A 25,674-nucleotide genomic window follows, 5' to 3' on the forward strand; every position below is an offset into this window, starting at 1 on the left:
GGCCCGGTTTGCCCTCAGCTTGCAGACTGCTGCACCATGGGCAGCCCGCTCTCTCGCTGCAGGTTTCCGTATGACTCGACGCGTCTTGCGCACACTGCTGTGCACCCTCGCACTGCTGTCCAGCCAGGCCATCGCGCAGGCCCATCAGGCCCCACACGCCGCGCCTGCGGTGCCCGCGCAGGTGTCCAATGCGGCTTGGGAAGACGATATGCAGCGCTTTGCCGCCAACGATGCGCGCCAGCCGCCGCCCAAGCATGGCATCGTGTTTGTCGGTAGTTCGTCGATCCGCTTCTGGGACACGCTGGCACAGGATTTCCCCGGCAAACCGGTGATCAATCGCGGCTTCGGCGGCTCGGAGGTGCGTGACAGCACCTGGTACGCCGACCGCATCGTGATTCCGTATGCGCCACGCCAGGTGCTGCTGTATGCCGGCGATAACGATCTCAACAGCGGCCGCACGCCCGAGCAGGTTCGCGATGACGTGGTGGCATTCGTCGCGCGCATTCGGCGCGACCTGCCCGATACGCGCATCAGTTATCTGTCGATCAAACCCAGTCCCTCGCGTGCGCAGTTGCTGCCGTCGGTCATCGCCGCCAATCGCTTGATCAAGGACGCACTTGCGCCGCTGCCGCGCGTGGATTTTGTGGATGTCTACACGCCTATGCTCGATGCCAATGGCAAGCCGCGCCCTGCGCTGTTTCGCGAGGACATGCTGCACATGACTGCAGACGGCTATGCGCTCTGGCGCAAGGCCGTGGCGCCGGTGTTGGAGCAAAAATAAGGATCAGCGAAGCGATCTGGTGGAACAGCTCATGCCGAAGCTATCGAACGGCGACAACGCGCCTGGCAAGCACCACCCGACCTACGCCACCACTACCGCCACCGAGGTCCCTAGACCTGCCTCGCTGTGCAGCTCGATCCGCCAACCGAAGCGATCGCAAAGACGCCGTACGATCGACAAGCCCAGACCGGTGCCCTGCGGGCGCGTAGGGTCGGCACGAAAGAACGGCTCGAACGCACGCGCACGCGCCTCTTCGCTCATGCCGATGCCGGTATCGCGCACCACGATGCGGTCCTGGCTGACTTCCACTTCGATGCTGCCGGTGTCGGTGTAGGCGCAGGCGTTGCGCAGCAGATTGCTGAGCACCACCCGCATCACCCGTGGCGGCGCGAACATCTGCAGGCTACCGTCGCCGATCATCCGCAGCGATACCGGCTTGTCGCCGAGTAACTCGCGGGCGCTTTCGACTTCTTCGCCCGCCAGTTCGGCCGCATCGAAGGTCTCGCTTTGCGGATCGATCTCTGCTTCGCGCGCCAGGATCAGGAACGCGTCGATCACCGCTTCCATGTCGCGGCCGGCGCGCTGGATGCGGCGCAGGCTGCGCTGGGTACGTTGCGACAGCTCCTCGTCGGCCAGCGCCATGTCGCTGGCCACACGAATCACGGTCAGCGGCGTGCGTAATTCATGACTGGCATCGCGGGTGAAGTTGCGCTCGCGCGCGACGTGGTCGCTGACCTTTTGCCCGAGCGTGTGCAAGGCCGCAGCCAATTGCCGCGTTTCGCCCTGCAGTTCCGCAGGCAGCCGCTCGGGTGCCAGTTCGTCCACATCGGGGTTGCGTGGGTCCCACTGCGAAACGCGCCGCGCCAGCCAGCTGATCGGCGACACCAGGCGCTTGGAAACCCGGTAAGTAAACCAGGACACCCCGTAGATTCCCAACAGCACCACGATCGCCGGCACCACGCCAAACCACAGCGTCAGGTGGGCCGCGCGCGCGCGCGGAAACACCAGATACAACCGGCCTTCGGGGCGTTGATCGACATACACCAGCGCATCGGCTGCGGCGACTTCGCTAAAGCCGGGAGACAACCGCTGCAGCACGCGCGGCGCGGTGTCGCGGCCCGTACCGGCCGGCGAGAAATACCCTTGAATATTGCGCGTATCCGGCGGCGGATGATCCGGCGCGCTGCGCTGCATGCGCCAGAAGTGCACTGCCTCATCGGCGAGTACGGTGCGCACCAGGCTGTACTTGATCACGAAGGAAATCAGATACCCGCCCAGCACAATCGCCAAGCTCGCCAGCGCGACCTGCAGCAGGAAGGCGAGACGTATTTTTCGCGGGAGCCCGTGTGGCATTGCTGCATCCAGGGGAGAGCGCCGGATTATAAGCAACGCTTCCGTGAGTCCGTCGTGCAGCCAAACGGCAGCACGGGAGAACGAGCGGCGCGTGTGCGCCTACAGGATCGGCCGGCAGCCAGTCGGCAGCCGGCCGGCGACATCAGGCCATCGGTTGGGCGATGTCGGCAATGCGATAGCCGGCGCTCTGCACGGTATGCAGCAGCGGGCGGTCGAACGGCTTGTCGATGATCTTGCGCAGGTTGTACAGATGGCTGCGCAGGGTGTCCGAATCCGGCAGCCCATTGCCCCAGATCTCGCGCTCAATTTCCTGGCGTGTCACCACGCGCGGCGATTCGCGCATCAGGATGGTGAGCAGACGCAGGCCGATCGGCGAGAGCTGCAGCTCGGTGCCGGCACGGGTGGCGCGCATGCTGACCGGGTCGAGCACCAGGTCGGCGACCTTGAGCACTTCCGAGCCCACCTGACGACGCTCGCGGCGGATCAGGGCACGCAGGCGCGCTTCCAGTTCCTGAATCGCGAACGGCTTTGTCAGGTAATCGTCTGCGCCAAAACCCAGGCCGGTGAGCTTGTCGTCCAGCGTGTCGCGGGCGGTCAGCATCAGCACCGGAGTGGACTTGCGTGCGTCGTTACGCAGACGGCGGCACACTTCGATCCCGTCCAGGCGTGGCAGCATGAGGTCCAGCACGACTACGTCGTAGCTGTTCTCGGCGGCCAGACGGTAACCGTCCAGTCCGTCCTGTGCATAGTCGACCTCGAAGCCACGGCCTTCCAGGTACTCGCCGATCATTTCGGAGATATTGCGGTTGTCTTCGACGACCAGCACGAGGCCGGACGTTTCCTTGGTCTGACGCATGGACTTTCCTCGGTCTTCAGCTTTGTGAAACATGCCGGATCGGCGGTGGAAAGTATGTGAAGACCAAATAACGTTACATGAAGCGCCTAGTTCAGCGCGCCAGCAGCGGGCGCAGCGCGGGCCACACCGTTTCCAGCACCTTGGGCTGCGCCGCCGCGGTCGGATGCAGGCCGTCGGCCTGCATCAAGCCGGGCTGTAATGCGACCTTCTCCAGGAAGAACGGCACCAACGCGGTGTTGTACTGTTTAGACAGGTCGGCGTAAGTGGCTTTCAGGCGCTCGCGGTAGGCCGGTCCGTAGTTCGGCGGCACATCGATGCCCAGCAACAGCACCTTGGCGCCGGCCTGCTGGCTGAGCTGGATCATCTTTTCCAGGTTGCCCTTGAGCTGGGCCGGGGTCAGCCCGCGCAGGGCATCGTTGCCACCCAATTCGATCACCACGACGCCGGGGTGGTGCTTTTGCAGCAGGCCAGGCAACCGGGTCAGCGCGCCCGATGTGGTCTCGCCGCTGATGCTGGCATTGACGACCGGCGGTGGCGTCGCCATGTCACGTTTCAGGCGTTGGTCGAGCAAGGTGACCCAGCCGGACTGCACCGGGATGTTGTGCGCAGCGCTGAGGCTGTCGCCGACCACCAGGATCGGTGCGGTCGCAGCCGGACTTTTGGCAGAGGCAATTCCCGGCGCAAGCAGGGACAGTGTCAGCAGCCACAGGGCCAGCGCGCCATATCGCAGTGTTCTTTCACGCATTCGGAGATTCCTCATCGACAGTCTGGCCCCCCGCTCCAGCACCCGCACCGCCATCGACGTCCGCGAGGTCGGCAAATCCGTCAGTGGACCGGAGGGAACACTCCACATCCTCGACAACGTCAGCTTGACCGTCAGTGAAGGCGACAGCATCGCCATCGTTGGGGCGTCCGGTTCGGGCAAGACCACCCTGCTCGGCCTGCTCGCCGGGCTGGACCTGCCCACCCGCGGCAGCATTGCGCTGTCCGGGCAGGACCTGGGCCAGCTCGACGAAGAAGCGCGCGCAGCCTTGCGCGCCCGCGAGGTCGGCTTCGTGTTCCAGAGCTTTCATCTATTGCCGGCGCTCACCGCCGAGGAAAACATCGCGCTGCCACTGGAACTGGCCGGGCGCGAAGATCCGGCGCGAGTGCGTGAAGTGCTGGAGGCGGTCGGCCTGAGCGCACGTGCGCGGCATTACCCGCGCCAGCTGTCCGGCGGCGAGCAGCAGCGCGTGGCGCTGGCGCGCGCGTTCGTGGCCAAGCCGCGCATTCTGTTTGCCGACGAGCCCACCGGTAGCCTGGACCAAACCACCGGCGCGCAGATCAGCGACCTGTTGTTCGCGCTCAACGCCACCAGCGACACCACCCTGGTGCTGGTGACCCACGACATGACCCTGGCGCAGCGCTGCCATCACATCTACCGCATCGACAGCGGCCGTTTGCACGCACAGACCGGCCCGACCGCATGAACGTACTGCGGCAGGCTGCACGTGCGGTACGGCGGGAATTCCTGGCAGGCGACCTGCTGACCGTGTTCGCCGCGTTGGTACTGGGCGTGGCGGTGATGACTGCGGTCGGGACCCTGGTGGACCGGGTGACCCTGGCGCTGACCTCCAGCGCGGCCGAAGTGCTGGGCGGCGATCTGGGTGTCACCGGACGCCAGGAGATCCCTGCCAACTTCACCGACGAGGCGCAGCGACGTGGGCTGCAAAGCACGCGCATGGTCAGCTTCCCGAGCGTGTTGTTTCATGGCGAGGCCAGCCAGATGGCAAATATCCGCGGCGTGGGTCCCGGCTATCCGCTGCGCGGTCAGTTGCTGGTCTCCAAAGGCAGTAGCGACCCGGAAGGCACCCCCGCCACTGCACCGCCGCCGGGCCAGGCCTATGCCGACCCGCGCCTGCTGGAAGCCCTGGGCCTGCGCGTAGGCGAACAGCTGGAGTTCGGCGCCGGCCATCTGACCATTACCGGCGTGCTGCGCGCCGAGCCGGATGCCTCCGGCGAATTGATGCAGCTGTCACCGCCGCTGCTGGTCAACCGCACCGACATCGAGGGCGCCGGTCTGCTGGGGCCGGGCAGTCGCGCCTCGTACCGGCTGATGTTTGCCGGTGCGCCGAACGCGATCGCCGACCTGCGCGCGTGGCTCAAGCCCCGCGCCAGCGAGTACCGCCTGGTCGGCATCGAAGACACCCAGCGCGGCATGCGCGCCGCGTTCGATCGCGCCGGGCGTTTCCTGGCCCTGTCGGCATTGCTGGCGGTGTTGCTGTCCGGCGTGGCCACCGCACTGGCAGCCAACCGCTTTGCGATGCGGCGCATCGACACCGTGGCGGTGCTGCGCTGCCTTGGCGCAAAACAGCGCGACATCCTGGCGATGCTGTCGCTGCAATTGCTGTTGACCGCCATCCCGGCCTGCCTGGTCGGCATTGGCTTGGGCATGCTGGCGCAGGAAGGCCTGGTGCAGGCGCTGGGCAGCCTGATCCCGAACCGGCTGCCGCTGCCGCAGGCCACCCCTGCGCTGGCAGGTGCAGGCATCGGCCTTGTGCTGCTGCTGGGCTTCGGCCTGCCGCCGCTACTGCGGCTGCGTAACGTGCCGCCGATGCGCGTGCTCAACCGCAGCTTTGCCGCGGTGCCGCCGAGTTCGTTGCTGGTGTATGCGGCCGCGTTGGCCGCCACACTGGCGCTCACCGTCTATGCCACCGGCAACCTGGTGCTGGCCGGCTGGGTGTTGGGCGGCCTGGCGGCGCTGGCGGTGGTGGCGATGCTGCTGGGGCTGGGATTGCTGACGTTGTTGCGACCGATCCAGCACCGCCTGCGCGGGGCCTGGAAGCTGGGCCTGGCCTCGCTGACGCGCCGACGCGGGTTGAGCGTGGTGCAGTTGGTCGGCCTGTCGCTGTCGCTGTGCGCGCTGTTGCTGCTGGCGGTGGTCGGCCCGGGCCTGCTTGGCCAATGGCGCGACCGCTTGCCTGCGGATACACCCAACTACTTCCTGATGAACATCCAGCCCGAGCAGACCGAGCCGGTACTGCAGACCTTGCGCGGTCTGGGCGTGGACAACGCGGCGGTGGAGCCGTTTTCCACCGGGCGGCTGATCGCGATCAACGACAAGCCCCCGGTGCGCGGCGACCGCGACCCGCAAGACGATGGCGATGGCGACAACCGCCCGGTCAATTTTTCCTGGCGGCATGCATTTCCGCCGGCCAACACCTTGTTGCAAGGCAAATTCTGGAGCGCCGACAGCACGCAGGCCGAGGCGTCGGTGGAAGAAGGCTGGGCACAGCGCTATCAGCTCAAGCTCGGCGACCGCATCACCTTGTTGCTGGGCGAACAACAGCGCAGCTTCACCGTCACCAGCATCCGCAAGGCCGATTGGGATTCGTTCCGGGTCAACTTCTTCCTGCTGCTCAACCAGGGCGCGGTGGGCGATGCGCCGTACAACCTGATTTCCGCCTTTCATCTGCCACCCGGCAATGCACCCAAGCTGGCGTCGCTGAGCCGCGACTACCCCAATATTTCGGTGTTGGATATCGACGCGATTCTCGGCCGCGTGCGCGAGGTGATCGACCAGGTGGCGCAGGCCGTGCAACTGGTGATGGGCTTCAGCCTGCTGGCCGGTGTGCTGGTGCTGCTGGCCGCGTTGCAGGCCACGGCAGGCGAGCGCCGCTACGACAGCGCGGTGCTGCGTACCTTGGGTGCGCGGCGCGGGCAGCTCCGTGGCGCGGTGTTGGTGGAATTCGGCGCATTGGGGCTGCTGGCCGCGGGCCTGGCAGTGACGGCTGCCGCCGTCATCGGTGCGGTGGTCGGGCAGCAGGCCTTCGACATCGCACTTGCGCCGGATTGGCCGCGGTTGCTGCTGGGCGGCGCATTCGGGCTGGCGTTGAGCCTGTTGGCGGGCTGGTCGGGCACCCGCCGCATTCTGTCCACGCCACCTGCGTTGGCGCTGCGCACGGAGTAAGGCCGGCGCTAGACGCGGCCGAGTGTTGGCCAATGGCCGCGTGCTGCGACGCGAAATGCGCTGTATGACCCACTGTCATGCAGCGCTGTGTCTTCGGCAGCGATCGGCATCGCCTGTGTCGCAACGCATATACCTGCAGCGCATAAGCACCTTGCCAATCGTACGTTCGCAGCGGCGGCACGACTGCCTAGAGTGACCAGTCCGGTCGCCGTTCGGGCGGCCTTTAGCTGTCGTCGAGGTGCCACCGTCATGGCCAGCGTGAGTTCTGCAGCGCGCGTGCAATCGCCGCGCAACGATGCCGCCGCCGTGCAGACGTCCGGCGTGCGAATCGTGCCATTCGACGCGCCGCTGGGTGCGGAAGTCATCGGGCTGGATCTGTCGCAGCCGCTGGATGCCGCCACCTTTGCGCGCATCCATCAGGCACATCTGGACCATCACGTGCTGGTGTTCCGCGATCAACGCATCACGCCTGCGCAGCAGGTGGATTTCAGCCGCCGTTTCGGGCCGTTGCAGATCCATGTGCTGCGCAACTTTCAGCTGCGCGGGCATCCGGAAGTGCTGGTGGTGTCCAACATCAAGGAGAACGGTGAGCCGATCGGGCTGGGCGATGCCGGGCATTACTGGCACTCGGATCTGTCCTACAAGGAAACGCCCAGCCTGGGCTCGCTGCTGCATGCGCAGGAACTGCCCAGCGACGGCGGCGACACACTGTTCGCCAATCAGCATCTGGCCTGGCAAACGCTGCCCGAGCCGCTCAAGCGCCGCGTGCAGGACCTGCGTGCCGAACATAGTTATCTCGCCAAGTACGAAGCGCTGCGCGCGCGCAATCCGTGGCGCCCGGCGCTGACGCCCGAACAGATTGCCGAAGTAAAGCCGGTGCAGCACCCCATCGTGCGCACGCACCCGGAAACCGGGCAAAAAGCGCTGTTCGTCAGCGAACACTTCACCACCCGTGTCGTCGGCTTGCCCGACGACGAAAGTGCTGCGTTGCTGCAGACCTTGTTCGAACACAGTACCCGCGATGCATTGGTCTACCGGCATCGATGGCAGGCGCACGACATGGTGTTCTGGGACAACCGCTCGGTGATGCATTTGGCCGCCGGCACGCCCGATCACCTGCGCCGCCGGCTCAACCGCACCACCATCGAAGGCGACGCGCCGTTCTGAGCGTGCGCCTGTCCCCTCCTCCCCCTTTCGACTGGAGCGCCGCATGCGTTTGACCGTCACTTCTCACGCACCTTCGCAGCGCCGCACAGTCTCAAGGCGCGTCGCGGCGTTGCTGCTGGCAGCACTGCCGTTGCTGCTGAGCGCCACCGCGCAGGCAGAAGGAAAACTGCGCATCGCCAAGCAGTTCGGCATCGTTTACTTGCTGCTGGATGTGGCACAGGACCAGAAGCTGATCGAGCAGCAAGGCAAGGCCGCTGGCGTGGACATCGATGTGCAGTTTCTGCAGTTGTCCGGCGGCGCGGCGGTCAACGATGCCTTGCTCACCGGTTCGATCGATATCGCAGGCGCAGGCGTCGGGCCGTTGTTTACCATCTGGGACCGCACGCGTGGTCGGCAGAATGTGCGTGGAGTGGCCTCGCTGGGCAATTTTCCGTACTACCTGATCAGCAATAACCCGCGCATCAAGAGCATCGGCGACTTCACGCCGCAGGATCGTATTGCGGTGCCCGCCACTGGCGTGTCGGTGCAATCGCGGTTTCTGCAGCATGCCTCTCAACAACGCTGGGGCGACAAGGGCACCCATCAGCTGGACCCACTGCAGGTGGCATTGCCGCACCCGGATGCCGCCGCAGCGATCATCCGTGGCCGCACCGAAATCACCGCGCATTTCGCCAGCCCGCCGTTTCAGGAACAGGAACTGGCGCGCAACCCGGCCGCGCATATCGTGACCAGTTCCTATGACATCGAAGGCGGCCCTTCGTCGGCCACGGTGTTGTACGCCACCGAAAAATTCCGCAGCGATAATCCCAAGACCTATCGCGCCTTTGTCGCCGCACTGGATCAGGCGGCGACATTCGTCACCGCGCATCCGGAACAGGCGGCAGATATCTTCCTGCGTCGTAACGGTTCGAGCATCGACCGTGCATTGGTCTTGCAGATTCTCAAGGACCCCAAGGTGCAGTTCACCGTGGCGCCGCAGAACACGCTGAAGCTGGGCAAGTTCATGCAGCACAGCGGTGCGATCAAGCAGGCGCCTGCCAAGGTGGGCGACTATTTCTTCGATGATCCGCTGATTGCAGGCGGGAGCTGAGCGATGAGCACACCGTTGCTGCAAGTCGATCATGTCAGCCTGGAATACGCATCCGCGCAGCGCGTGGTGCGCGCGACGCATCGGGTGCGCTTTGATGTGCATGAAGCCGATCGTTTTGTGCTGCTGGGGCCGTCGGGATGCGGCAAGTCCACCTTGCTCAAGGCGGTGGCCGGCTTCGTCAGTCCGCGCGAAGGGCAGATCCGTCTGGACGGGCGCGCACTGACCGGACCGGGGCCGGATCGAGTGGTGGTGTTCCAGGAGTTCGATCAACTGGCACCGTGGAAGACCGTGCGCGAGAACGTGATCTTCGGCCTGCGCGCAGCACGCAAGCTCAGCCGCGCCGAAGCGCGCGAGCGTGCCGACGAAAGTCTGGCGCAGGTCGGGTTGAGCGCGTTTGCCGAGGCCTACCCGCATACCTTGTCCGGTGGCATGAAGCAACGCGTTGCCATTGCACGCGCACTGGCGATGCGCCCGCGCGTGCTATTGATGGACGAGCCGTTCGCCGCGCTGGACGCGCTGACGCGCTCGCGCATGCAGGAGCAGGTGCTGGAGCTGTGGGAGCAATTGCGCTTCACGCTGTTGTTTGTCACCCACTCCATCGAAGAAGCGCTGGTGGTCGGTAACCGTGTGTTGCTGCTGTCGCCGCACCCCGGCCAGGTACGCGCCGAACTCAACGCGCACGCATTTGGCCCGCATAGCGCCGGCAGCGTGGCGTTTCAACAGACCGCGCAGCGCATTCACCGCTTGCTGTTCGACCTGCCCGACGCCACGCTCGACAACGACAAGGTGGCGCCTTTGCGTCGCCCGGCCATGCGTCAACGCGAGGCGCTGCCATGAGCCGCAGCCCTGCCGCCAGGCTGCCACCGCTCCCGCCGGTGCGCGCCGAGTACGAGCTGGCTGTCCAGCCGTTGGACCCCGCACTGATCGCCACGGCCGCGCCCGCGCGCTGGCAGGCGCCGCCATGGCTGCGCAAGGCGCTGGTGCTGGCGGTGCTGGTGGCGGTGTGGGAAATCGCCGCGCGCGTGGTCGGCGACGATCTGATGCTGCCCAGCGCATGGCAGACCGCACGCGCGTTTTATGAGGGGCTGCTGTCGGGCGAATTGCTGCGCCGGGTGGGTGCCTCGCTAAAGGTGCTGGCGCAGGGCTATGTGCTCGGCGTGGTGCTGGCTTTCGTGCTGACCGCCCTGGCCGCCTCCACACGCTGGGGCCGCGATGTGCTGGGCACGCTGACGGCGATGTTCAACCCGCTGCCGGCCATCGCGCTGTTGCCGCTGGCCTTGCTGTGGTTCGGGCTGGGCACCGGTAGCCTGGTGTTCGTGCTGGTGCATTCGGTGCTGTGGCCGCTGGCGCTGACCACCTACGCCGGCTTCCAGGCGGTGCCTGAGACCCTGCGCATGGCCGGCCGCAACTACGGCTTGCGTGGTCCACGCTATGTGGCGCAGTTGCTGATCCCGGCCGCGCTGCCGGCGATCCTGTCCGGCCTGAAGATCGGTTGGGCGTTCGCCTGGCGCACCCTGATCGCAGCGGAGCTGGTGTTCGGCGCCACCTCCGGCCAGGGCGGCCTGGGTTGGTACATCTTCCAGAACCGCAACGAGCTGTACACCGACAAGGTGTTCGCCGGCCTGGCCATGGTGATCGTACTGGGTCTGCTGGTGGAAGGCGTGGTGTTCCAGGCCATCGAACGGCTCACCGTGCGACGCTGGGGTATGCAGCGCTAGCAGGGTGAGCGTGGGGGCCGCGACGTAAGACGAGTCGTTTTGCATGGCCCTGCTGCAGACCAGCGTTTCGCACAGGCTTCCGACCGCCTTAGCCTGCGCCCGGCGCATCGAAACGGTCGCGTGCGCTTAACGGCGCTGGCTTATGCTGCCGGCCCCTTTCCTGCCGTCCGCCGTCATGCCCACGACCGCCTTCACTGCGTACCTGTACCCAATCCTGCTGCTGCTCGCCAGCAACGTGTTCATGACCTTCGCCTGGTACGGGCATCTGAAGTACAAAAGCACGCCGCTGATGATCGCGATCCTGGTCAGCTGGGGTATCGCATTTTTCGAATACTGCCTGCAGGTACCGGGTAACCGCATGGGCAGCGCGGTGTATTCGGCGCCGCAGCTCAAGGGCATGCAGGAAGTGATCACGTTGCTGGTATTCGCCGGCTTCTCGACCTTCTACCTGGGCCAGTCGCTGAAGTGGAATCACTGGGCCGCGTTCGGCCTGATCCTGGTGGCGGCGTTTTTGATGTTCAAGGAATAACGTCTGCCTTGCCCGTAGGAGCGCACCTGGGCGCGACGGGCATTACCAGGAAAGCCGCGTCGCGCCCGGGTGCGCTCCTACGACGTTCTTGTGCGTCATTCATCGATTCGACACGAGGTGATCAGGTTGCTGGTATTTGCCGGCTTCTCGACCTTACGTCGCTGAAGTGCACTCACTGGGCCGCATTCGGCCTGATCCTGGTAGCGGCATTTTTGATGTTCAAGGAATAACGGCGGTCTTGCCCGTAGGAGCGCACCTGGGCGCGACGGGCATTACCAGGAAGGCCGCGTCGCGCCCGGGTGCGCTCCTACGACGTTCTCGTGCGTCATTCATCGGCTCGACACGAGGTGATCAGGTTGCTGGTATTTGCCGGCTTCTCGACCTTACGTCGTTGAAGTGGAATCACTAGACCGCGTTCGACCTGATCCTGGTGGCGGCGTTTTTGATGTTCAAGGAATAACGTCTGCCTTGCCCGTAGGAGCGCACCTGGGCGCGACGGGCATTACCAGGAAGACCACGTCGCGCCCGGGTGCGCTCCTACGATAGCCGGTGGTTAGTTCGCAGGTTCCACCCACTGCGCGAAGACCGCGTCGAGTTGCGCGTCCTTGACCGGCTTGCCCTTCTGCACGGTGTCGGCTTGTTCGAACATCGGCATTATCATCGCCATGCCATCGGGTTTGGTTTTCAGATGCAGGCCCGGTGGCGTGTCCAGGAATGCGGCCCAGCGCGTGCGCACCTTGGCCCAGTAGCCTTGCGTGCCCTTCCAGTAGGCGTAGGCCGGAGCGAAGTCGACGTCGCTGGTCTTGCGGTAATCGTTGAAGCCGAACTCACGTGCGATGGCCTGCTGACTTCCATCCAGCTTGCGCAGCACCTTGGTGTTGAACTGTTCGTGCGTCCAGCCGTTAGGCGTGAGCGTGTGGCGATTGATCACCGACAGCGCGTTGTAGTCGCTGCGCTTGGTGTATTCGCGGCGCGGTAACGGGCGCCAGCTCAGATCGCTGGTCCAGGTCGGGTGACCATCGGCGTAGTCCCAGCGTCCGGTGCCGCAATAACGCGGCGCATCGCTCACCTCGAACACGCATTGCGTCCATGCACCTGCAGTCGTCGTTGCCGGCACTGCGCGCACCCGCCAGGTCTGGTCGGAGCTGAATTCAAAACGCTGCGGCGCTTGGTAGACCCAATCCTGCCGCCAGTGCTTGGTCACATGCTTGGTTTTTTCATCCACCAGCAAATGTTGCAACACGATCTTGCGTGGCGTGTCTTCCACCACGATCACCACTTCGTTGGCAGCGCTGCGCATCGCCGATGCGCGCTCGTAACCGGGCTTGAGCAACACGGTTTCGTCGAAGGCGAAATCCACCGCGTATTCGCCCTGCATCGCCAGGACGCTCTGGCGATCGCGATCGCGTTCGCGTTCGGGCTCTGCGGCCGCAGTGGCGACCACCGGTAACAGGCTCAGCATCACTGCAGGGAAATACGGAAACAATCGGCTCATCGGAATTCTCGGTCGTGGTCGTGGGAACGTCAGCGGCGCAAGCGCAGCAGCGACGTGGTCATGTCGGCGGGGTCGGTACCGCGTGAGGTGGCCTGCGCAGCGCGCGAGGCGGCAGCGCGTGCGCAGCAGCAATCGTCCACTGCCACACGTCCGTCGATGCCTTCTTCGCGGGCCAGGCGCGCGGCGACGTCCGCACCCAGCGCAGACACGGTCGCAAGATTGGCGGCCAGCGACTGCTGGCGGTTGGCGATGGACTGCAGGCGCAGTGCGCTTAACCGCCAGCTCTCACCGCGCATGCGTCCAGCCAGACGACGCCATAAGCGTTCGCCGACGCCCAGGCCGTGCGTCTCCGTCGGTAGTGGCGGCAAGCGCGAGACCAGGCGATCCCAACTCAAAAAATCGCTATCCGGCAATAGATACAGCCGCCAGCAGCATTGGCCGTCGGCGCCGAAGAACCAGATGCTTTCGCGCACGCCATCGCTGTCCACCAGGCGCGAGGCGGCGGCATCGACCGCGTGCTGCCAGCCATCGAGTTCATTGCCCAGCGCGGGACGATACAAACACAGCACCGTGCCCAGCGCCGATAACTGCGGTGCGCGCGGCAATGCGGCGCGGTCGGCACGTGCAGCCGAGGACAACGGGAGTGAGCGGGCGATGGGCATGGCGGCTACCAACTCACGGCCAGACTGACCGACGCCGTGCGGCCGGCGCCGGTGAACCGATCCAGCACCGTGTTGCTGGCCAGCGTGCCGTTGGGCAGCACATTCCAGTCCACGTAGCGGCGGTCGGCCAAATTAAAAATGCCTGCAGTGACCTTGGCGCCTGGTGCGAATTCCCAATGGCCCATCAAGTCCAGCGTGGCATAGCCGGCCGGCGTGTAATAGCTGTCCAGCTGCGGCCGGCGCTTGCGTGCGACAAAGGTGCCGATCAATTCCGCACCCAAAGCATCGCTGTCGAAGGCGACGCCGAGCGTACCGCGCAACGGGTCGACCGAATTGAGTGGCGTGTCGTCGGTGAGGTTGTCGCCTTCCGAATAGGCCACCGCGCTGTTCAACGACCAACCCTGCCAGCCGGCCAGCGCGCCCAGATCCAGCCCGCCGCGCGCTTCGGCACCCTTGATCACCACGTCGTCCACATTGCGCGACTGGAACAGCAGTAAACCCTCCGCGTTGACGCCAGCCGGTGCATACGATTCGATGAAGTTGCGGTAGTCGGTGTAGTACACGCTCACCCCCAGATAGCCGACGGCATCGTTGAAGCGCAGCCCCAGCTCGCCGCCGCGACTGGTCTCCGATTTCAACTCCGGGTTGGCGATGGCGGTGTAGCGCGCCTGCAGATTGGTAAAGCCGATATTGACATCGTTGTAGGGCGGCGCGCGAAAGCCGTGCGCATAGTTGGCATACGCCGACCAGGCTTGCGAGAACCGCCACACCGCGCCGAATTTCGGCGACACCTGCGTCTGGTCGATGGTTGCCACCGCCACGCCGGGATTGTCTTCGCGAAAGATGTCATCCAGCTGCGGCGCCAGACGGAAATAATCCACGCGCACGCCCGGGGTCAGCGACAACCTGCCATCCAGCAGATCGATTTCGTCCTGCGCATACAGACCGAGCTTGGTGGTTTCGCTCTTGGGGAAATCGCGCACCGGAAACACGTCCTGGCCAACGCGGTTGGTGATCGCGCCATTGGCCAGATTCACCGAATACCCATCGCGCTTGGCGCGCGTATCGGTCCAGGTGCCGTCCAGGCCGTAGGTGATGTCGTGGATCGACGCCGCGGTTTCGATGCGCTTGTGCGCGTTGACCAGCAACCCGTACACGCGCTGATCGAAAGTGTGTTCGTTGTGGCGGCGCGTGTTGTTGCCACGCAATTCGTCGGTGCGTTGCAGGCTGTCGCTGTCCTGGCGATAGAACTGCCATTGCAGATCGTCGGCGAGCGCTGCATCCAGCGCGTCCAGCTCATGCCGCAGCGACACCCGCGCGCGCGTCTGGTGATCGCGACCGTCCTGCGACAGGATGCGCAGCGATGGCGTGGTCACACGCGGGTCGATGCCGCTCAACGCTTCGATGCTGCCATAGTCCTCGTTACCTTCGACAGTGAGCTTGAACCGCTGCTGCGCGTTCGGTGCGTACACCAGTTTGGCCAGCACGCTGCGCCCGTCGATGGTCTGCGGATTGGCGGCGGTGCGCGTGAAGTCGCGGCTGCGGTTATCGCCCTGGTTTTGCGCTTCTTGCCCCTGGCGATGCGCTACGGCCACCATGCCGCTCCAGCGCTCGCCACCGAATGCGGCGGTCGCACCGGCAAACAAACCATTCCAGTCGCCTTCGTAACCGAACTTCAGCCCGACATAGCTGCGCTTGTCGGCGCTCAGATAATCCGACGGGTCCTTGGTGACAAAGGCCACCACGCCACCCAGCGCATCGGAGCCGTACAGCGAGCTGGCCGGCCCACGGACAACCTCTACCCACTTGAGCGTTTCGAGGTCGACAAAATTGCGGTTGGCATTGAGGTAGCTGCCGAAGGCAAAGGTGTCCGACACCGGTACGTTGTCCACCAGGATCGCAACGCGGTTGCCATCCAGCCCGCGAATGCGAATACCGCTGGCGCCGGCAAAGCGACCGCTGTTGCTGGTCACCGACACCCCGGGCGTGTAGCGGAACAGGTCCTTGAGTTCGCGCACCAGCTGGTTATCCAGTTGTTCGCGGTCGATCACATCCACCGTGGCCGGCACATCGATCAGTGCGCGCTGGGTGCGCGTGGCGGTGACCTGCAGGCGATCGAAGTCGTGCACCTCACGCGCAGCATCGCCGCCGGCGTCTGATTCGGCAGCATGTGCACACAACGGAACAGCAGGCAGCGCAAGCGACAGCGCGACCACCAGCGGATGCAGGCGAATCATCTAGGAACCTTTGTGGGAGCCCCCCGGCAGCGCACGCTGCGGCATGCCGCATGCGGCAACCGGGGTGGAGAGGTCAGTGGTGGGCAGCGGCGGCGTGCCCACATCGGTGGTGTTGTGCGGATGCCGGTCGGCACGGCCGCACTGCGCAGCGCAACGTCGGCTGCGAACACGCAATCACTGCGTGGCGCGCCTGGAACGGTTGCGCGACGCGTCTGCCTCAGGGCCGTGGCCGGACGACCCGCATCGGGTCGCCCGCGTCGGCTCGGCAGGACTTACTTGGTCAGAATGAGCTTGTCGTTACTGGTATGGCGCAGGCGATAGACGCGGTCGCCATGCTGGATCAGCACTTCGCGACGGCCCTTGAGCAGCGCCTCGCTGCTGATGAGGTCTTCGGCAGGCACAACACGCGGCACGGCGCGGTCGCGCAGGTTGACCGGTTCGGAGCGGAGCAGCACGGGATGAGCGGTCATGATCTGGTTCTCCAGTCGGTTGGCCAGACAAATAATAACCATTCTCATTTAATGATCAAGAGCCATTCTCATTTGAGGCTCTCGATCTTTGCATCGCTTTACACCTTTCGATTGACCTAACCAATCGTTTGCGGCGCATCGCTCAACGCGTCGCCGCGTCCACCCGCTCCCAGCCCGCGGCATCCACCTGCACCAAGGTCTCCAGCGCCCCCAGGTTTTCTTCCAGTTGAGAGACCCGGCTCGCGCCCAGGATCACCGTGGACACATGCGGGTTGCGCAGGCACCAGGCGATGGCCAGCCGCGCCGGAGACTGCCCGAGCTCGGCAGCCACTGCGCAAAACGCGCGGGCCCGCTCGAGACGGCGCGACTCCGGTGTGCCCAGCACTTCGTCCTGCAGCCAGGCATTCTCCGGCTGGCCCAGGCGGCTGTCGGCCTCCACGCCGCCGTTGTATTTGCCGGTCAACAGGCCCGACGCCAGCGGCGACCAGATGGTGGTCCCCAGCCCGGCCTCGCACAGTGGCGCGTACTCGCGCTCCAGCCGCTGCCGGTGCAGCAGGTTGTACTGCGGCTGCTCCATCGCCGGGGCATGCAGGTGTTCCTGCTCGGCGATCGCGATGGCCGCACGCAACTGCTCGGCGCTCCACTCGGAGGTGCCCCAGTACAGCACCTTGCCCTGACGGATCAGCGCGTCCATCGCACGCACGGTTTCCTGGATCGGCGTGTCCGGGTCGGGCCGGTGGCAGAAATACAGATCCAGATACTCCACGCGCAAGCGCTTGAGCGCCGCATGGCAGGCGTCGGTGACGTGCTTGCGCGAGAGCCCGCGCTGGGTCGGGCGCGGGCTGTCCACCGCACCGAAGAACACCTTGCTCGACACGCAGTAGCCATCGCGCGGCAAGCGCAGATCGGCGATCACATCGCCCATCACCTCTTCGGCGCGGCCACGTGCGTAGACCTCGGCGTTGTCGAAAAAATTGATGCCGTTGTCCCAGGCGGCGGCGATCAGGTTGCGCGCCTCGCCGCGCCCGATCTGCTTGCCGAAGGTCACCCAGGCCCCGAACGACACGGCCGATAGCTGCAGCCCGGTGGAACCCAGACGACGGTAAAGCATGGCGAACTCCTGCGACCTCCGGGGCGCCTGCCCCGGACCGGCTTGCGCAGTTTACCGGGCCGGGCGCCCGCGCAACCCTGTGCCGGCCTTCTGAATGCCGCTCGCCTTGCCCGCCGACACCCCCTGCTCTAGGCTTCATCGTTTTGCCGTTGGCAGCCTGGGGAATGGAATGGTCGAAGGTTTAGGAAGGATCGGTTTCGGCCTGTTCGGTCTGGCGGTGCTCATCGGCATCACCTGGCTGTTTTCGACCAACCGCCGCGCGATTGACTGGAAGCTGGTCGGCACCGGCCTGTTGCTGCAGATCTCGTTCGCCTCGCTGGTGCTGCTGGTACCGGGCGGGCGCGACGTGTTCGACTCGCTGGGCAAGGGCTTTGTGAAGGTGCTGAGCTTCGTCAATGAAGGCTCCACCTTCATTTTCGGCAGCCTGATGAACATCGAAAGCTACGGCTTTATCTTCGCGTTTCAGGTGCTGCCCACCATCATCTTCTTCTCCGCGCTGATGGGCGTGCTGTACCACCTGGGCGTGATGCAGGTGGTGGTGCGTGCGATGGCCTGGGCGATCACCAAGGTGATGCGCGTGTCTGGCGCAGAAACCACCAGCGTCTGCGCCAGCGTCTTCATCGGCCAGACCGAGGCGCCGCTGACGGTGCGCCCCTACATCCCCAAGATGACCCAGTCCGAATTGCTGACGATGATGATCGGCGGCATGGCGCATATCGCCGGCGGCGTGCTGGCCGCATACGTGGGCATGCTCGGCGGCAGCGATCCTGCGCAGCAGGCGTTCTACGCCAAGCATCTGCTGGCCGCCAGCATCATGGCCGCGCCGGCCACGCTGGTGGTCGCCAAGCTGCTGGTGCCGGAAACCGGCACGCCGCTGACCCGCGGCACGGTCAAGATGGAAGTGGAAAAAACCACCAGCAACATCATCGATGCGGCTGCGGCCGGCGCCGGCGATGGCTTGCGCCTGGCGCTGAACATCGGCGCGATGCTGCTGGCCTTCATCGCGCTGATCGCCTTGATCAACGCACCGCTGACCTGGCTGGGCGAGGTGACTGGCGCCGCTGCAGCGCTGGGGCGGCCGACCAACCTGTCCACGATCTTCGGTTACGTGCTGGCACCGATCGCCTGGGTGATCGGCACGCCGTGGGTGGATGCCACCACGGTCGGGTCGCTGATCGGCCAGAAAGTGGTGATCAACGAGTTCGTCGCCTACAGCGAGCTGTCGCGGATCGTGAAGGGCGAAGTGCCGGGCGTAGGCCTGAGCGACGAAGGCCGCTTGATTGCCACGTATGCCCTGTGCGGCTTTGCCAACTTCAGCTCGATCGCGATCCAGATCGGCGGCATTGGCGGGCTGGCGCCGGAACGTCGTCACGATCTGGCCAAATTCGGCCTGCGTGCGGTGCTCGGCGGTTCGATCGCCACCTTCATGACCGCTACCATTGCCGGCGTGCTCTCGCACTTCGGTTGAGGCGGCGCGGGTTCATCGGCGTCACGGTCTAATCGCCGGACGCCACGTTTCTTCAAGTCATTCAAGCAAGCAGGTATTTATGAGTTCGGTCGTCGTTGTCGGGTCTTTCAATGTCGATCACGTGTGGCGCTGCGATGTGCTGCCTGCGCCGGGTGCCACCATCGCCGGCCGCTACAGCACCGGCCCGGGTGGCAAAGGGTTCAACCAGGCGGTCGCGGCCGCACGTGCCGGCGCCAAGACGCACTTTTTGTGCGCGCTGGGCGACGATGCCGGCGGCGCGCTGGCGCGCTCGCTGGCGGCGCACGACGGCTTTACGCTGATCGCCGAACCGAGCAATGAACCCACCGGCACCGGCGGCATCTATGTCGACGGCCACGGGCGCAACACGATTGTGATCGGCGCCGGCGCCAACTCGGTGCTGAGCCCGGGGTTCGTCGAGAACCAGCGCGCGCTGGTCGCCTCGGCACGCGTGCTGCTGGCGCAGCTGGAATCGCCGGCCGAGACGATCGAGTCGGCGCTGGCACTGGCGCGCGAATGCGGCGTGCTGACCGTGCTCAATGCCGCGCCGGCCAACGCCCCGACCTCGATCGGCCTGCTCAAACTGTCCGACGTATTGACCCCCAACGAAACCGAATTCGCTGCGCTGCTCGGCCGCCACGTCGGCGAGCGCATCAACGCCGACGATGTCGCGGCGCTGGACGGCAACACGCTGCATTCGCTGTGCCGCAAGTTGCTGCCGGGTGGCACCGTGGTAGTGACGTTGGGCGCAGTGGGCGCCTTCATTTCGCACGCCGAAGAACAGCTGCGCGGCGACACCGCCGCGCATTACCGCGTGGGCGCAGAAAGCGCGCAGACGGTGGACACCACCGGTGCCGGCGACGCCTTCAACGGCGCGCTGGTGGCCTCGCTGGCGCAGTCGCCGGGCGCCAGCTTCATCACCCACGTGCGTTTTGCCACCCGCTACGCAGCGCGCTCCACCGAAGTGGAAGGTGCGGCCGCGTCGATGCCGCGACTGCTGCCGGACGCCGGCTAACTGCCTGCGCCTGTAGCGGCATCGGTTCGCGTTCACTCACCCCGCCACGCCATAACTGACCGCCCGTCGCCGCGACGGGCCTGCATTACGACAAGGAGTGTTCGATGCGTCGTTGTTCCCTGATCCCGTTCGCTGCGCTGTGCGCCCTGCTTGTCCCGCTGTCGGCCGCTGCGCAGCGCTGCGACTGGAACGGTACTGCCAGCGATGCCGACCGCGCGGCGGTGACCGTGTCTGCAGACAGCCTGCAACAGGCGATCGCACCGCACTACGACGATGCCGAGCAGGAAGACGGCGCCGCGCTGGCGCGCACGCTGCTGCAGCGTGCGCAGTCGCCGCAGCTGCCGGGCAAGCTGGACGGCCGCTGGAAGGTGCGCTCGATCCAGGTCGACCAGCGGTTTGCCTATGCCTACCCGTACTTCAAGGCCGAGATCAGCCGCGATGCCTGCGGCTATCGTTTCAGCAAGGTCAGCGGCTCGCAGCGTCGCAGCGGCACGCTGTATCCACTGGCCAAGGACAGCCGCGAGTTCGCATTCCTTGGTGCCAGCACGGTCAACGACGAACCGGAAGGCCGCTACGCGCCCGGCAACATCTCCGACGGCACCAACGGCAACAGCGTCGGCCGCTTGGTCGCACTGGGACCGGACGAACTACTGCTGATCCTGGACGGTGGCGCCAAGGGCTTCGAGCTGTATCAGCTGATCCGCTGATCCTGGAATGTTCGGCCCGGTCGCCTTCGCGCGATCCGGCTGACGCGTGCGCTGGCTTGCTGCAATCTAGGTCCGCGTTCGCTACTGCATGCACCCCTCCGGCGGCGCCCGAGTTGGCAGCAGCGGCAACCGCAGCGACAATGCCCGCATGCAGATCGGCCCCTACTCCATCGCCCCCAAGGTGATCCTCGCGCCCATGGCGGGCGTCACCGACAAGCCGTTCCGGCTGCTGTGCAAGCGGCTGGGTGCCGGGCTGGCGGTGTCGGAGATGACCATTTCCGATCCGCGCTTCTGGGGCACGCGCAAGTCGCTGCACCGCATGGACCATGCCGGTGAGCCCGACCCGATCAGCGTGCAGATCGCCGGTACCGAGCCGCAGCAGCTGGCCGACGCGGCGCGCTACAACGTGGACCATGGCGCGCAGCTGATCGACATCAACATGGGCTGCCCGGCCAAGAAGGTCTGCAATGCCTGGGCCGGCTCGGCGTTGATGCGCGACGAGGCGTTGGTGGCGCGGATCCTGCGCGCAGTGGTGCAGGCAGTGGATGTGCCGGTGACGCTGAAGATCCGCACTGGCTGGGATTGCGACCATCGCAACGGCCCGACCATCGCACGCATCGCACAGGAGTGCGGCATCGCTGCGCTGGCGGTGCACGGACGCACCCGCGACCAGCATTACACCGGCAGCGCAGAGTACGCGACGATTGCGCAGATCAAGGCCGCGTTGGAGATCCCGGTGATCGCCAACGGCGATATCGATTCGCCGCAGAAGGCGGCGCTGGTGCTGCGCGAGACCGGCGTGGATGCGGTGATGATCGGCCGCGCCGCGCAGGGGCGGCCGTGGATCTTCGGCGAGGTGGCGCATTACCTGGCCACCGGCACGCTGTTGCCGGCGCCGACGTTGTCCTTCGTCCGCGACACCCTGCTCGACCATCTACACGCGCTGCACGCGTTTTACGGCCAACCGCAGGGCGTGCGCATCGCGCGCAAGCATCTGGGCTGGTACGCCAAGGATCACCTGCAAAGCGCCGACTTCCGCGCGGTGGTCAATCGCGCCGAAACGCCCGAAGCGCAGCTGGCGCTGACCCGCGATTACTTCGACGCCTTGATTGCCGGCGTCGCGCCACCGCTGCCGAACGCCGCCTGAGCTATCCCGGCTGCGCTCGCATGCGCGCCTGCACGATGCGTGCGCCGCGTGCTGCCATCCGCTGCGCGCCATGGCGTGACGTGGCTAACCCACCTGGCGCGCAGGCGTCAGCTGGGTGTAGGCGGCTCGCTCAAGCGCAGTGCGAGCGCCACATGCCGCACCGGACACATGCAGCGCCCGCCTGGCGGCTGCACAGTCGTTTTGTGGGCGACTCTTATTGCGTCGACGCTGCCGGCGTAGCCACCGGCGTATCGATCTGTTCCAGATCGCCAGTCAGCGCCGTGCCGGCCGGCGCATGCCAGATGCGGTGCCACATCTGCGCCAGCACCGCACCGATCTGATCGCGTGCCACCGGTGCGCGATAGGCCGCCTGGACCTGGCGCGGGACGATGGGCTGCCACTGCCCACCGTCGCGATGCGCCACAACGAAGTTGAAGTTGTAGTCCGGCTCCAGGCCCATGCGCAGATCGCTGAGCATCAAATCGTCGTCGACCAGGCGTGCACGCATGAAGCCGCGATTGAACCAGGTCAACCGGCGCACCGAATCGAATGCCGCCACTTCGCCCAGTGCCTGGGTATTGCTGGAAAACCCACGGAACTGCATCGGTCCGGTGTCGGCCACCAGCGAACGCTCGCCGATCACATAGCCATTCGGCGTCATCGCCACCACCCGCCACAGCAAGGTGTTAAGCGGCATCGGTACCGAGAAGCGTGGCGCATCGGACAGCCCCATCGCCGCCAGCGCGCGGTCGGCTTCCTGATCGACCAGATGCTTGGCGATCAGCGACCAGCCCAGATAGGCCGAACTTGCCACCAACCCGATCACCAGCACGTGCTGCGCCAGCGGGCGCGCGCGCGCGAACCAGGCAACCGCGCAAGCCAGCAGCAGCCATAGCGTGTAGGCAGGGTCGATGATGAAGACGCTCGACCACATGGTCGGATGCGGCTGCAGCGGCCACCACAGCTGGGTGCCGTACACGGTGAAGGCGTCCAGCAGCGGATGGGTGATCAAGGCCAGCTGGATCGCCCAGAACCAGCGCGTGGGTGCACTGGCCACGCGCCCGTTGCCGTAGCGCCGGAACAGCCACCAGATCAGCCAGCCGACCAGCGGCAGCACAAACAGCGAATGGCTCACGCTGCGATGCACGGTCATCAGGGTGACCGGGTCGTCGGTCAGCGTCAGCAGCGCCAGCGCATCGAGGTCGGGCAAGGTGCCCAGGGCCGCGCCGGCCAACAACGCGGCACGCCGCTGTCCGGGCGGCGCAATGGCAGCGGCGATTGCGCCACCAAGAACGATCTGGGTCAGGGAATCCATCGGCCGATGCTAGCAGGCCCGACATGCACGGATAGGCATCGACCCACGCGCTTTCGGTCGGCACACACCTGCGTCTGCGAAGGCGGGTCTTGAAGAGACACACCGGGGCGACCGGCATCGCATCGCAGCAGCCGGCACGCTGCGCTGCTGCAGTGGATAGGCATACGCAAGCGCGGCCTGGACGAGCGGCAGCCGTTCGTAGGGAACGCTACGCATCTTTCGCGGCAGATGCGCAGGAAGGCCCTCGACCTGCTACATAGCGACCCCGCGCCATTGACTCGCTGCTAGCTGGAGCAGACAGAGAAAGAGATGTATCGGCGTCACTGCCAGCGCGACAGCGCGACAGCAGCCTGCGCAACAACGACCTGACGCGGATGGTCCACCGTTGGGAAGTGCCGCCCCCGGTAGAGACCGGGGCGGTCGAATACCCTGTCTGCCAGGGTTGAAGGCGCACACTGTGCGCCGCAGACAAGGAGTGCGGCAATGCCAGACAAACAGCACCAGTACAGCGTGAAGGTCACCTGGACCGGCAACCAGGGCAGCGGCACCTCGGGGTATCGCGCCTATAGTCGTGACCACCGTATCGAGGCCGAGGGCAAGGCCAGTGCGATCGACGGCTCGTCAGATCCTGGCTTCCGCGGCGACCCGGCACGCTGGAACCCCGAAGACCTGCTGGTCGCCTCGCTGTCGGCCTGCCACAAGCTCTGGTATCTGGGGTTGTGCGCCGATGCCGGCATCATCGTGCAGGCCTACGAGGACAACGCCGAAGGCGCCATGCTGGAGCAGGCCGATGGCGCCGGGCAGTTCACCTCGGTGGTGCTGCGCCCGCTGGTGACCCTGGCACCGGGCAGCGATCTCGCGCAAGCCAGGGCGCTGCACCACACCGCGCATGAAAAATGCTTCATCGCCCGCTCGATGAATTTCCCGGTCAGCCACGAACCCCAGCTGCAATTGGCCGAATCGGCCTGAGCGGTGGGTTGCTCAAGGCTGTAGCGGTTGCTGTCTGGGATAGCTGCCCAACACCGACCACAGCGTTTGCCGCTCGACACCGGTGCACGCCAGATGTTCGAGCAGCTCGTGCAGTGACAGACGCCCTCCTTGCCCGCCGTGCTGTCGAAGGGACGGCACTGGCCGGTGGGGATCGGCATGCCTCGCTCGCGCATTGCCGCCGTTGCGTGATGTAGACACCTCATAGCCCGCTGCCGGGGCGTTTTGTCGGTTGTGCTTAACCCCAAGGCATCGCGTTCAGGCGCACAATGCAACGGACACACGGGGCGTGTATCATCCGCAGCCATCTTTTCATCCGAATTAAGGGATATAAGCCTGATGTCCAGCTACCTGTTCACCTCCGAATCGGTCTCCGAAGGCCATCCGGACAAGATCGCCGACCAGATCTCCGACGCCGTGCTCGACGCCATCCTGGCCCAGGACAAGCGTGCCCGCGTGGCCTGCGAGACCATGGTCAAGACCGGTGTTGCGATCGTTGCCGGCGAAGTGACCACCAGCGCCTGGATCGACCTGGAAGCGCTGACCCGCAAGGTGATCCTGGACATCGGCTACAACAGCTCCGACGTCGGCTTCGACGGCGAGACCTGTGGCGTGCTCAACCTGATCGGCAAGCAGTCGCCGGACATCAACCAGGGCGTGGACCGCAAGAACCCCGAACAGCAGGGTGCCGGCGACCAGGGCCTGATGTTCGGCTATGCCACCAACGAAACCGACAGCTACATGCCGGCCGCGATCCACCTGGCGCACCGCTTGGTCGAGCAGCAGGCCAAGATCCGCAAGAAGAAGAACTCGGCACTGTCCTGGCTGCGTCCGGATGCCAAGTCGCAGGTCACCCTGCGCTATGAAGACGGCGTTGCGACCGCGATCGACGCGGTGGTGCTGTCGACCCAGCACGACCCGGGCATCAAGCAGAAAGACCTGATCGAAGCGGTGCGCGAAGAGATTCTCAAGCCGGTGCTGCCGGCCAAGTGGCTGCACAAGGGCACCAAGTTCCACATCAACCCGACCGGCAAGTTCGTGATCGGCGGCCCCGTGGGCGATTGCGGCCTGACCGGCCGCAAGATCATCGTCGACACCTACGGCGGCTGGGCCCGTCATGGTGGCGGCGCGTTCTCGGGCAAGGATCCGTCCAAGGTCGACCGCTCGGCCGCCTATGCCGCACGCTATGTAGCCAAGAACGTCGTGGCCGCCGGCTTGGCCGACCGTTGCGAAGTGCAGGTCTCCTACGCCATCGGCGTGGCCGAGCCGACCTCGATCTCGGTCACCACGTTCGGCACCGGCAAGATCGCCGACGAGCAGATCGAAAAGCTGATCCGCAAGCATTTCGACCTGCGTCCGTTCGGCATCATCCAGATGCTCGACCTGATCCACCCGATGTATCAGCAGACCGCGTCTTACGGTCACTTCGGCCGCAAGCCGAAGGATTTCACCTACACCGACGCCACCGGCGCGCAGCACAGCGCGACCGCGTTCTCGTGGGAAAAGACCGACCGCGCAGACGCCCTGCGCGCCGATGCGAAGCTGAAGTAAGCCACGCGCTCTTTGGAGCGTGGGTGTGTCGCAATGGGCCGCTAACGC

The 25,674-nt window shown here is 65.5% G+C and carries 23 protein-coding genes; 14 read left to right on the forward strand and 9 right to left on the reverse strand.

Features of this window, described 5'->3' with window-relative positions; genetic code table 11:
- Positions 1-70 precede the first annotated feature (70 nt).
- Positions 71-781: an SGNH/GDSL hydrolase family protein gene (locus RQH86_RS07255; RefSeq protein ID WP_311239739.1), complete on the forward strand. Its 711-nt coding sequence runs from the start codon at positions 71-73 to the stop codon at positions 779-781.
- A gap of 81 nt (positions 782-862) precedes the next feature.
- On the opposite strand, the gene RQH86_RS07260 is transcribed toward RQH86_RS07255, so the two are convergent.
- The 3 genes from RQH86_RS07260 to RQH86_RS07270 form a co-directional block, all read right to left on the reverse strand.
- Positions 863-2,134 carry a HAMP domain-containing sensor histidine kinase gene (locus RQH86_RS07260; protein ID WP_311239738.1) on the reverse strand — a complete coding sequence of 424 codons (1,272 nt, stop codon included), beginning with the start codon at positions 2,132-2,134 and terminating at the stop codon, positions 863-865.
- 142 nt (positions 2,135-2,276) lie between these two features.
- A complete protein-coding gene (locus tag RQH86_RS07265) occupies positions 2,277-2,990 on the reverse strand; it encodes a response regulator transcription factor (RefSeq protein ID WP_002811889.1) in 714 nt (237 codons plus the stop codon).
- Positions 2,991-3,081: 91 nt separating this feature from the next.
- Positions 3,082-3,750 (reverse strand): arylesterase, encoded by a 669-nt coding sequence (locus RQH86_RS07270; protein ID WP_311239767.1) that lies wholly within the window; start codon positions 3,748-3,750, stop codon positions 3,082-3,084.
- A 109-nt stretch (positions 3,751-3,859) separates the two neighbouring features.
- Here RQH86_RS07270 and RQH86_RS07275 point away from each other — a divergent pair, with 109 nt between their 5' ends.
- The 7 genes from RQH86_RS07275 (at position 3,860) to RQH86_RS07305 (ending at position 11,443) form a co-directional block, all read left to right on the forward strand.
- On the forward strand, positions 3,860-4,459 hold the full coding sequence (locus RQH86_RS07275) for an ATP-binding cassette domain-containing protein (RefSeq protein WP_055851076.1): 600 nt from the start codon (positions 3,860-3,862) through the stop codon (positions 4,457-4,459).
- Entirely contained in the window at positions 4,456-6,939 is a 2,484-nt protein-coding gene (locus RQH86_RS07280) for an FtsX-like permease family protein (protein WP_311239737.1), read from the forward strand. The genes RQH86_RS07275 and RQH86_RS07280 overlap by 4 nt, the downstream gene beginning before the upstream one ends.
- 249 nt (positions 6,940-7,188) lie before the next feature.
- A complete protein-coding gene (locus RQH86_RS07285; protein ID WP_311239736.1) occupies positions 7,189-8,106 on the forward strand; it encodes a TauD/TfdA family dioxygenase in 918 nt (305 codons plus the stop codon).
- Between the two features lie 43 nt (positions 8,107-8,149).
- Complete coding sequence (locus RQH86_RS07290) at positions 8,150-9,196, forward strand: ABC transporter substrate-binding protein (protein ID WP_311239735.1); 1,047 nt, start codon at positions 8,150-8,152, stop codon at positions 9,194-9,196.
- Positions 9,197-9,199: 3 nt separating this feature from the next.
- Positions 9,200-10,033, forward strand: a complete 834-nt coding sequence (locus RQH86_RS07295; RefSeq protein ID WP_311239734.1) for an ABC transporter ATP-binding protein — start codon at positions 9,200-9,202, stop codon at positions 10,031-10,033.
- A complete protein-coding gene (locus tag RQH86_RS07300) occupies positions 10,030-10,914 on the forward strand; it encodes an ABC transporter permease (protein WP_311239733.1) in 885 nt (294 codons plus the stop codon). The genes RQH86_RS07295 and RQH86_RS07300 overlap by 4 nt, the downstream gene beginning before the upstream one ends.
- Before the next feature lie 175 nt (positions 10,915-11,089).
- Complete coding sequence (locus tag RQH86_RS07305) at positions 11,090-11,443, forward strand: DMT family protein (protein WP_055851451.1); 354 nt, start codon at positions 11,090-11,092, stop codon at positions 11,441-11,443.
- A 553-nt stretch (positions 11,444-11,996) separates the two neighbouring features.
- Here the strand turns inward: RQH86_RS07305 and RQH86_RS07310 are convergent.
- The 5 genes from RQH86_RS07310 to RQH86_RS07330 form a co-directional block, all read right to left on the reverse strand.
- Positions 11,997-12,938, reverse strand: coding sequence for a DUF6607 family protein (locus RQH86_RS07310; RefSeq protein WP_311239769.1), 942 nt, complete (start codon positions 12,936-12,938; stop codon positions 11,997-11,999).
- Positions 12,939-12,967: 29 nt separating this feature from the next.
- Positions 12,968-13,600 (reverse strand): Hemin transport protein, encoded by a 633-nt coding sequence (locus tag RQH86_RS07315; protein ID WP_311239770.1) that lies wholly within the window; start codon positions 13,598-13,600, stop codon positions 12,968-12,970.
- 5 nt (positions 13,601-13,605) lie between these two features.
- Positions 13,606-15,837, reverse strand: coding sequence for a TonB-dependent hemoglobin/transferrin/lactoferrin family receptor (locus RQH86_RS07320; RefSeq protein WP_311239771.1), 2,232 nt, complete (start codon positions 15,835-15,837; stop codon positions 13,606-13,608).
- 272 nt (positions 15,838-16,109) lie between these two features.
- A complete protein-coding gene (locus RQH86_RS07325) occupies positions 16,110-16,349 on the reverse strand; it encodes a hemin uptake protein HemP (RefSeq protein WP_005991480.1) in 240 nt (79 codons plus the stop codon).
- Between the two features lie 100 nt (positions 16,350-16,449).
- Positions 16,450-17,418 carry an aldo/keto reductase gene (locus tag RQH86_RS07330; protein ID WP_115527128.1) on the reverse strand — a complete coding sequence of 323 codons (969 nt, stop codon included), beginning with the start codon at positions 17,416-17,418 and terminating at the stop codon, positions 16,450-16,452.
- A gap of 169 nt (positions 17,419-17,587) precedes the next feature.
- Here RQH86_RS07330 and RQH86_RS07335 point away from each other — a divergent pair, with 169 nt between their 5' ends.
- From RQH86_RS07335 to dusB, 4 genes are all read left to right on the forward strand, one after another.
- Positions 17,588-18,886 carry a nucleoside transporter C-terminal domain-containing protein gene (locus RQH86_RS07335; protein ID WP_055851040.1) on the forward strand — a complete coding sequence of 433 codons (1,299 nt, stop codon included), beginning with the start codon at positions 17,588-17,590 and terminating at the stop codon, positions 18,884-18,886.
- A 79-nt stretch (positions 18,887-18,965) separates the two neighbouring features.
- Positions 18,966-19,919 carry a ribokinase gene (locus RQH86_RS07340; RefSeq protein ID WP_115512485.1) on the forward strand — a complete coding sequence of 318 codons (954 nt, stop codon included), beginning with the start codon at positions 18,966-18,968 and terminating at the stop codon, positions 19,917-19,919.
- Between the two features lie 104 nt (positions 19,920-20,023).
- Positions 20,024-20,626, forward strand: coding sequence for a DUF4893 domain-containing protein (locus RQH86_RS07345; RefSeq protein ID WP_311239772.1), 603 nt, complete (start codon positions 20,024-20,026; stop codon positions 20,624-20,626).
- 148 nt (positions 20,627-20,774) lie between these two features.
- Positions 20,775-21,773, forward strand: coding sequence for a tRNA dihydrouridine synthase DusB (dusB, locus tag RQH86_RS07350; RefSeq protein ID WP_311239773.1), 999 nt, complete (start codon positions 20,775-20,777; stop codon positions 21,771-21,773).
- Positions 21,774-21,987: 214 nt separating this feature from the next.
- Here the strand turns inward: dusB and RQH86_RS07355 are convergent, their stop codons facing one another.
- Entirely contained in the window at positions 21,988-23,088 is a 1,101-nt protein-coding gene (locus RQH86_RS07355; protein ID WP_311239774.1) for a metal-dependent hydrolase, read from the reverse strand.
- Between the two features lie 483 nt (positions 23,089-23,571).
- Between RQH86_RS07355 and RQH86_RS07360 the strand changes: the two genes are divergently transcribed.
- Positions 23,572-24,057: an OsmC family protein gene (locus RQH86_RS07360; RefSeq protein ID WP_311239775.1), complete on the forward strand. Its 486-nt coding sequence runs from the start codon at positions 23,572-23,574 to the stop codon at positions 24,055-24,057.
- 357 nt (positions 24,058-24,414) lie between these two features.
- Positions 24,415-25,626 carry a methionine adenosyltransferase gene (gene metK, locus RQH86_RS07365; protein ID WP_055851016.1) on the forward strand — a complete coding sequence of 404 codons (1,212 nt, stop codon included), beginning with the start codon at positions 24,415-24,417 and terminating at the stop codon, positions 25,624-25,626.
- Positions 25,627-25,674 lie beyond the last annotated feature (48 nt).

This window comes from Xanthomonas sp. WCS2018Noco2-27, assembly GCF_031843525.1.
Classification (GTDB): Bacteria; Pseudomonadota; Gammaproteobacteria; order Xanthomonadales; family Xanthomonadaceae; genus Xanthomonas.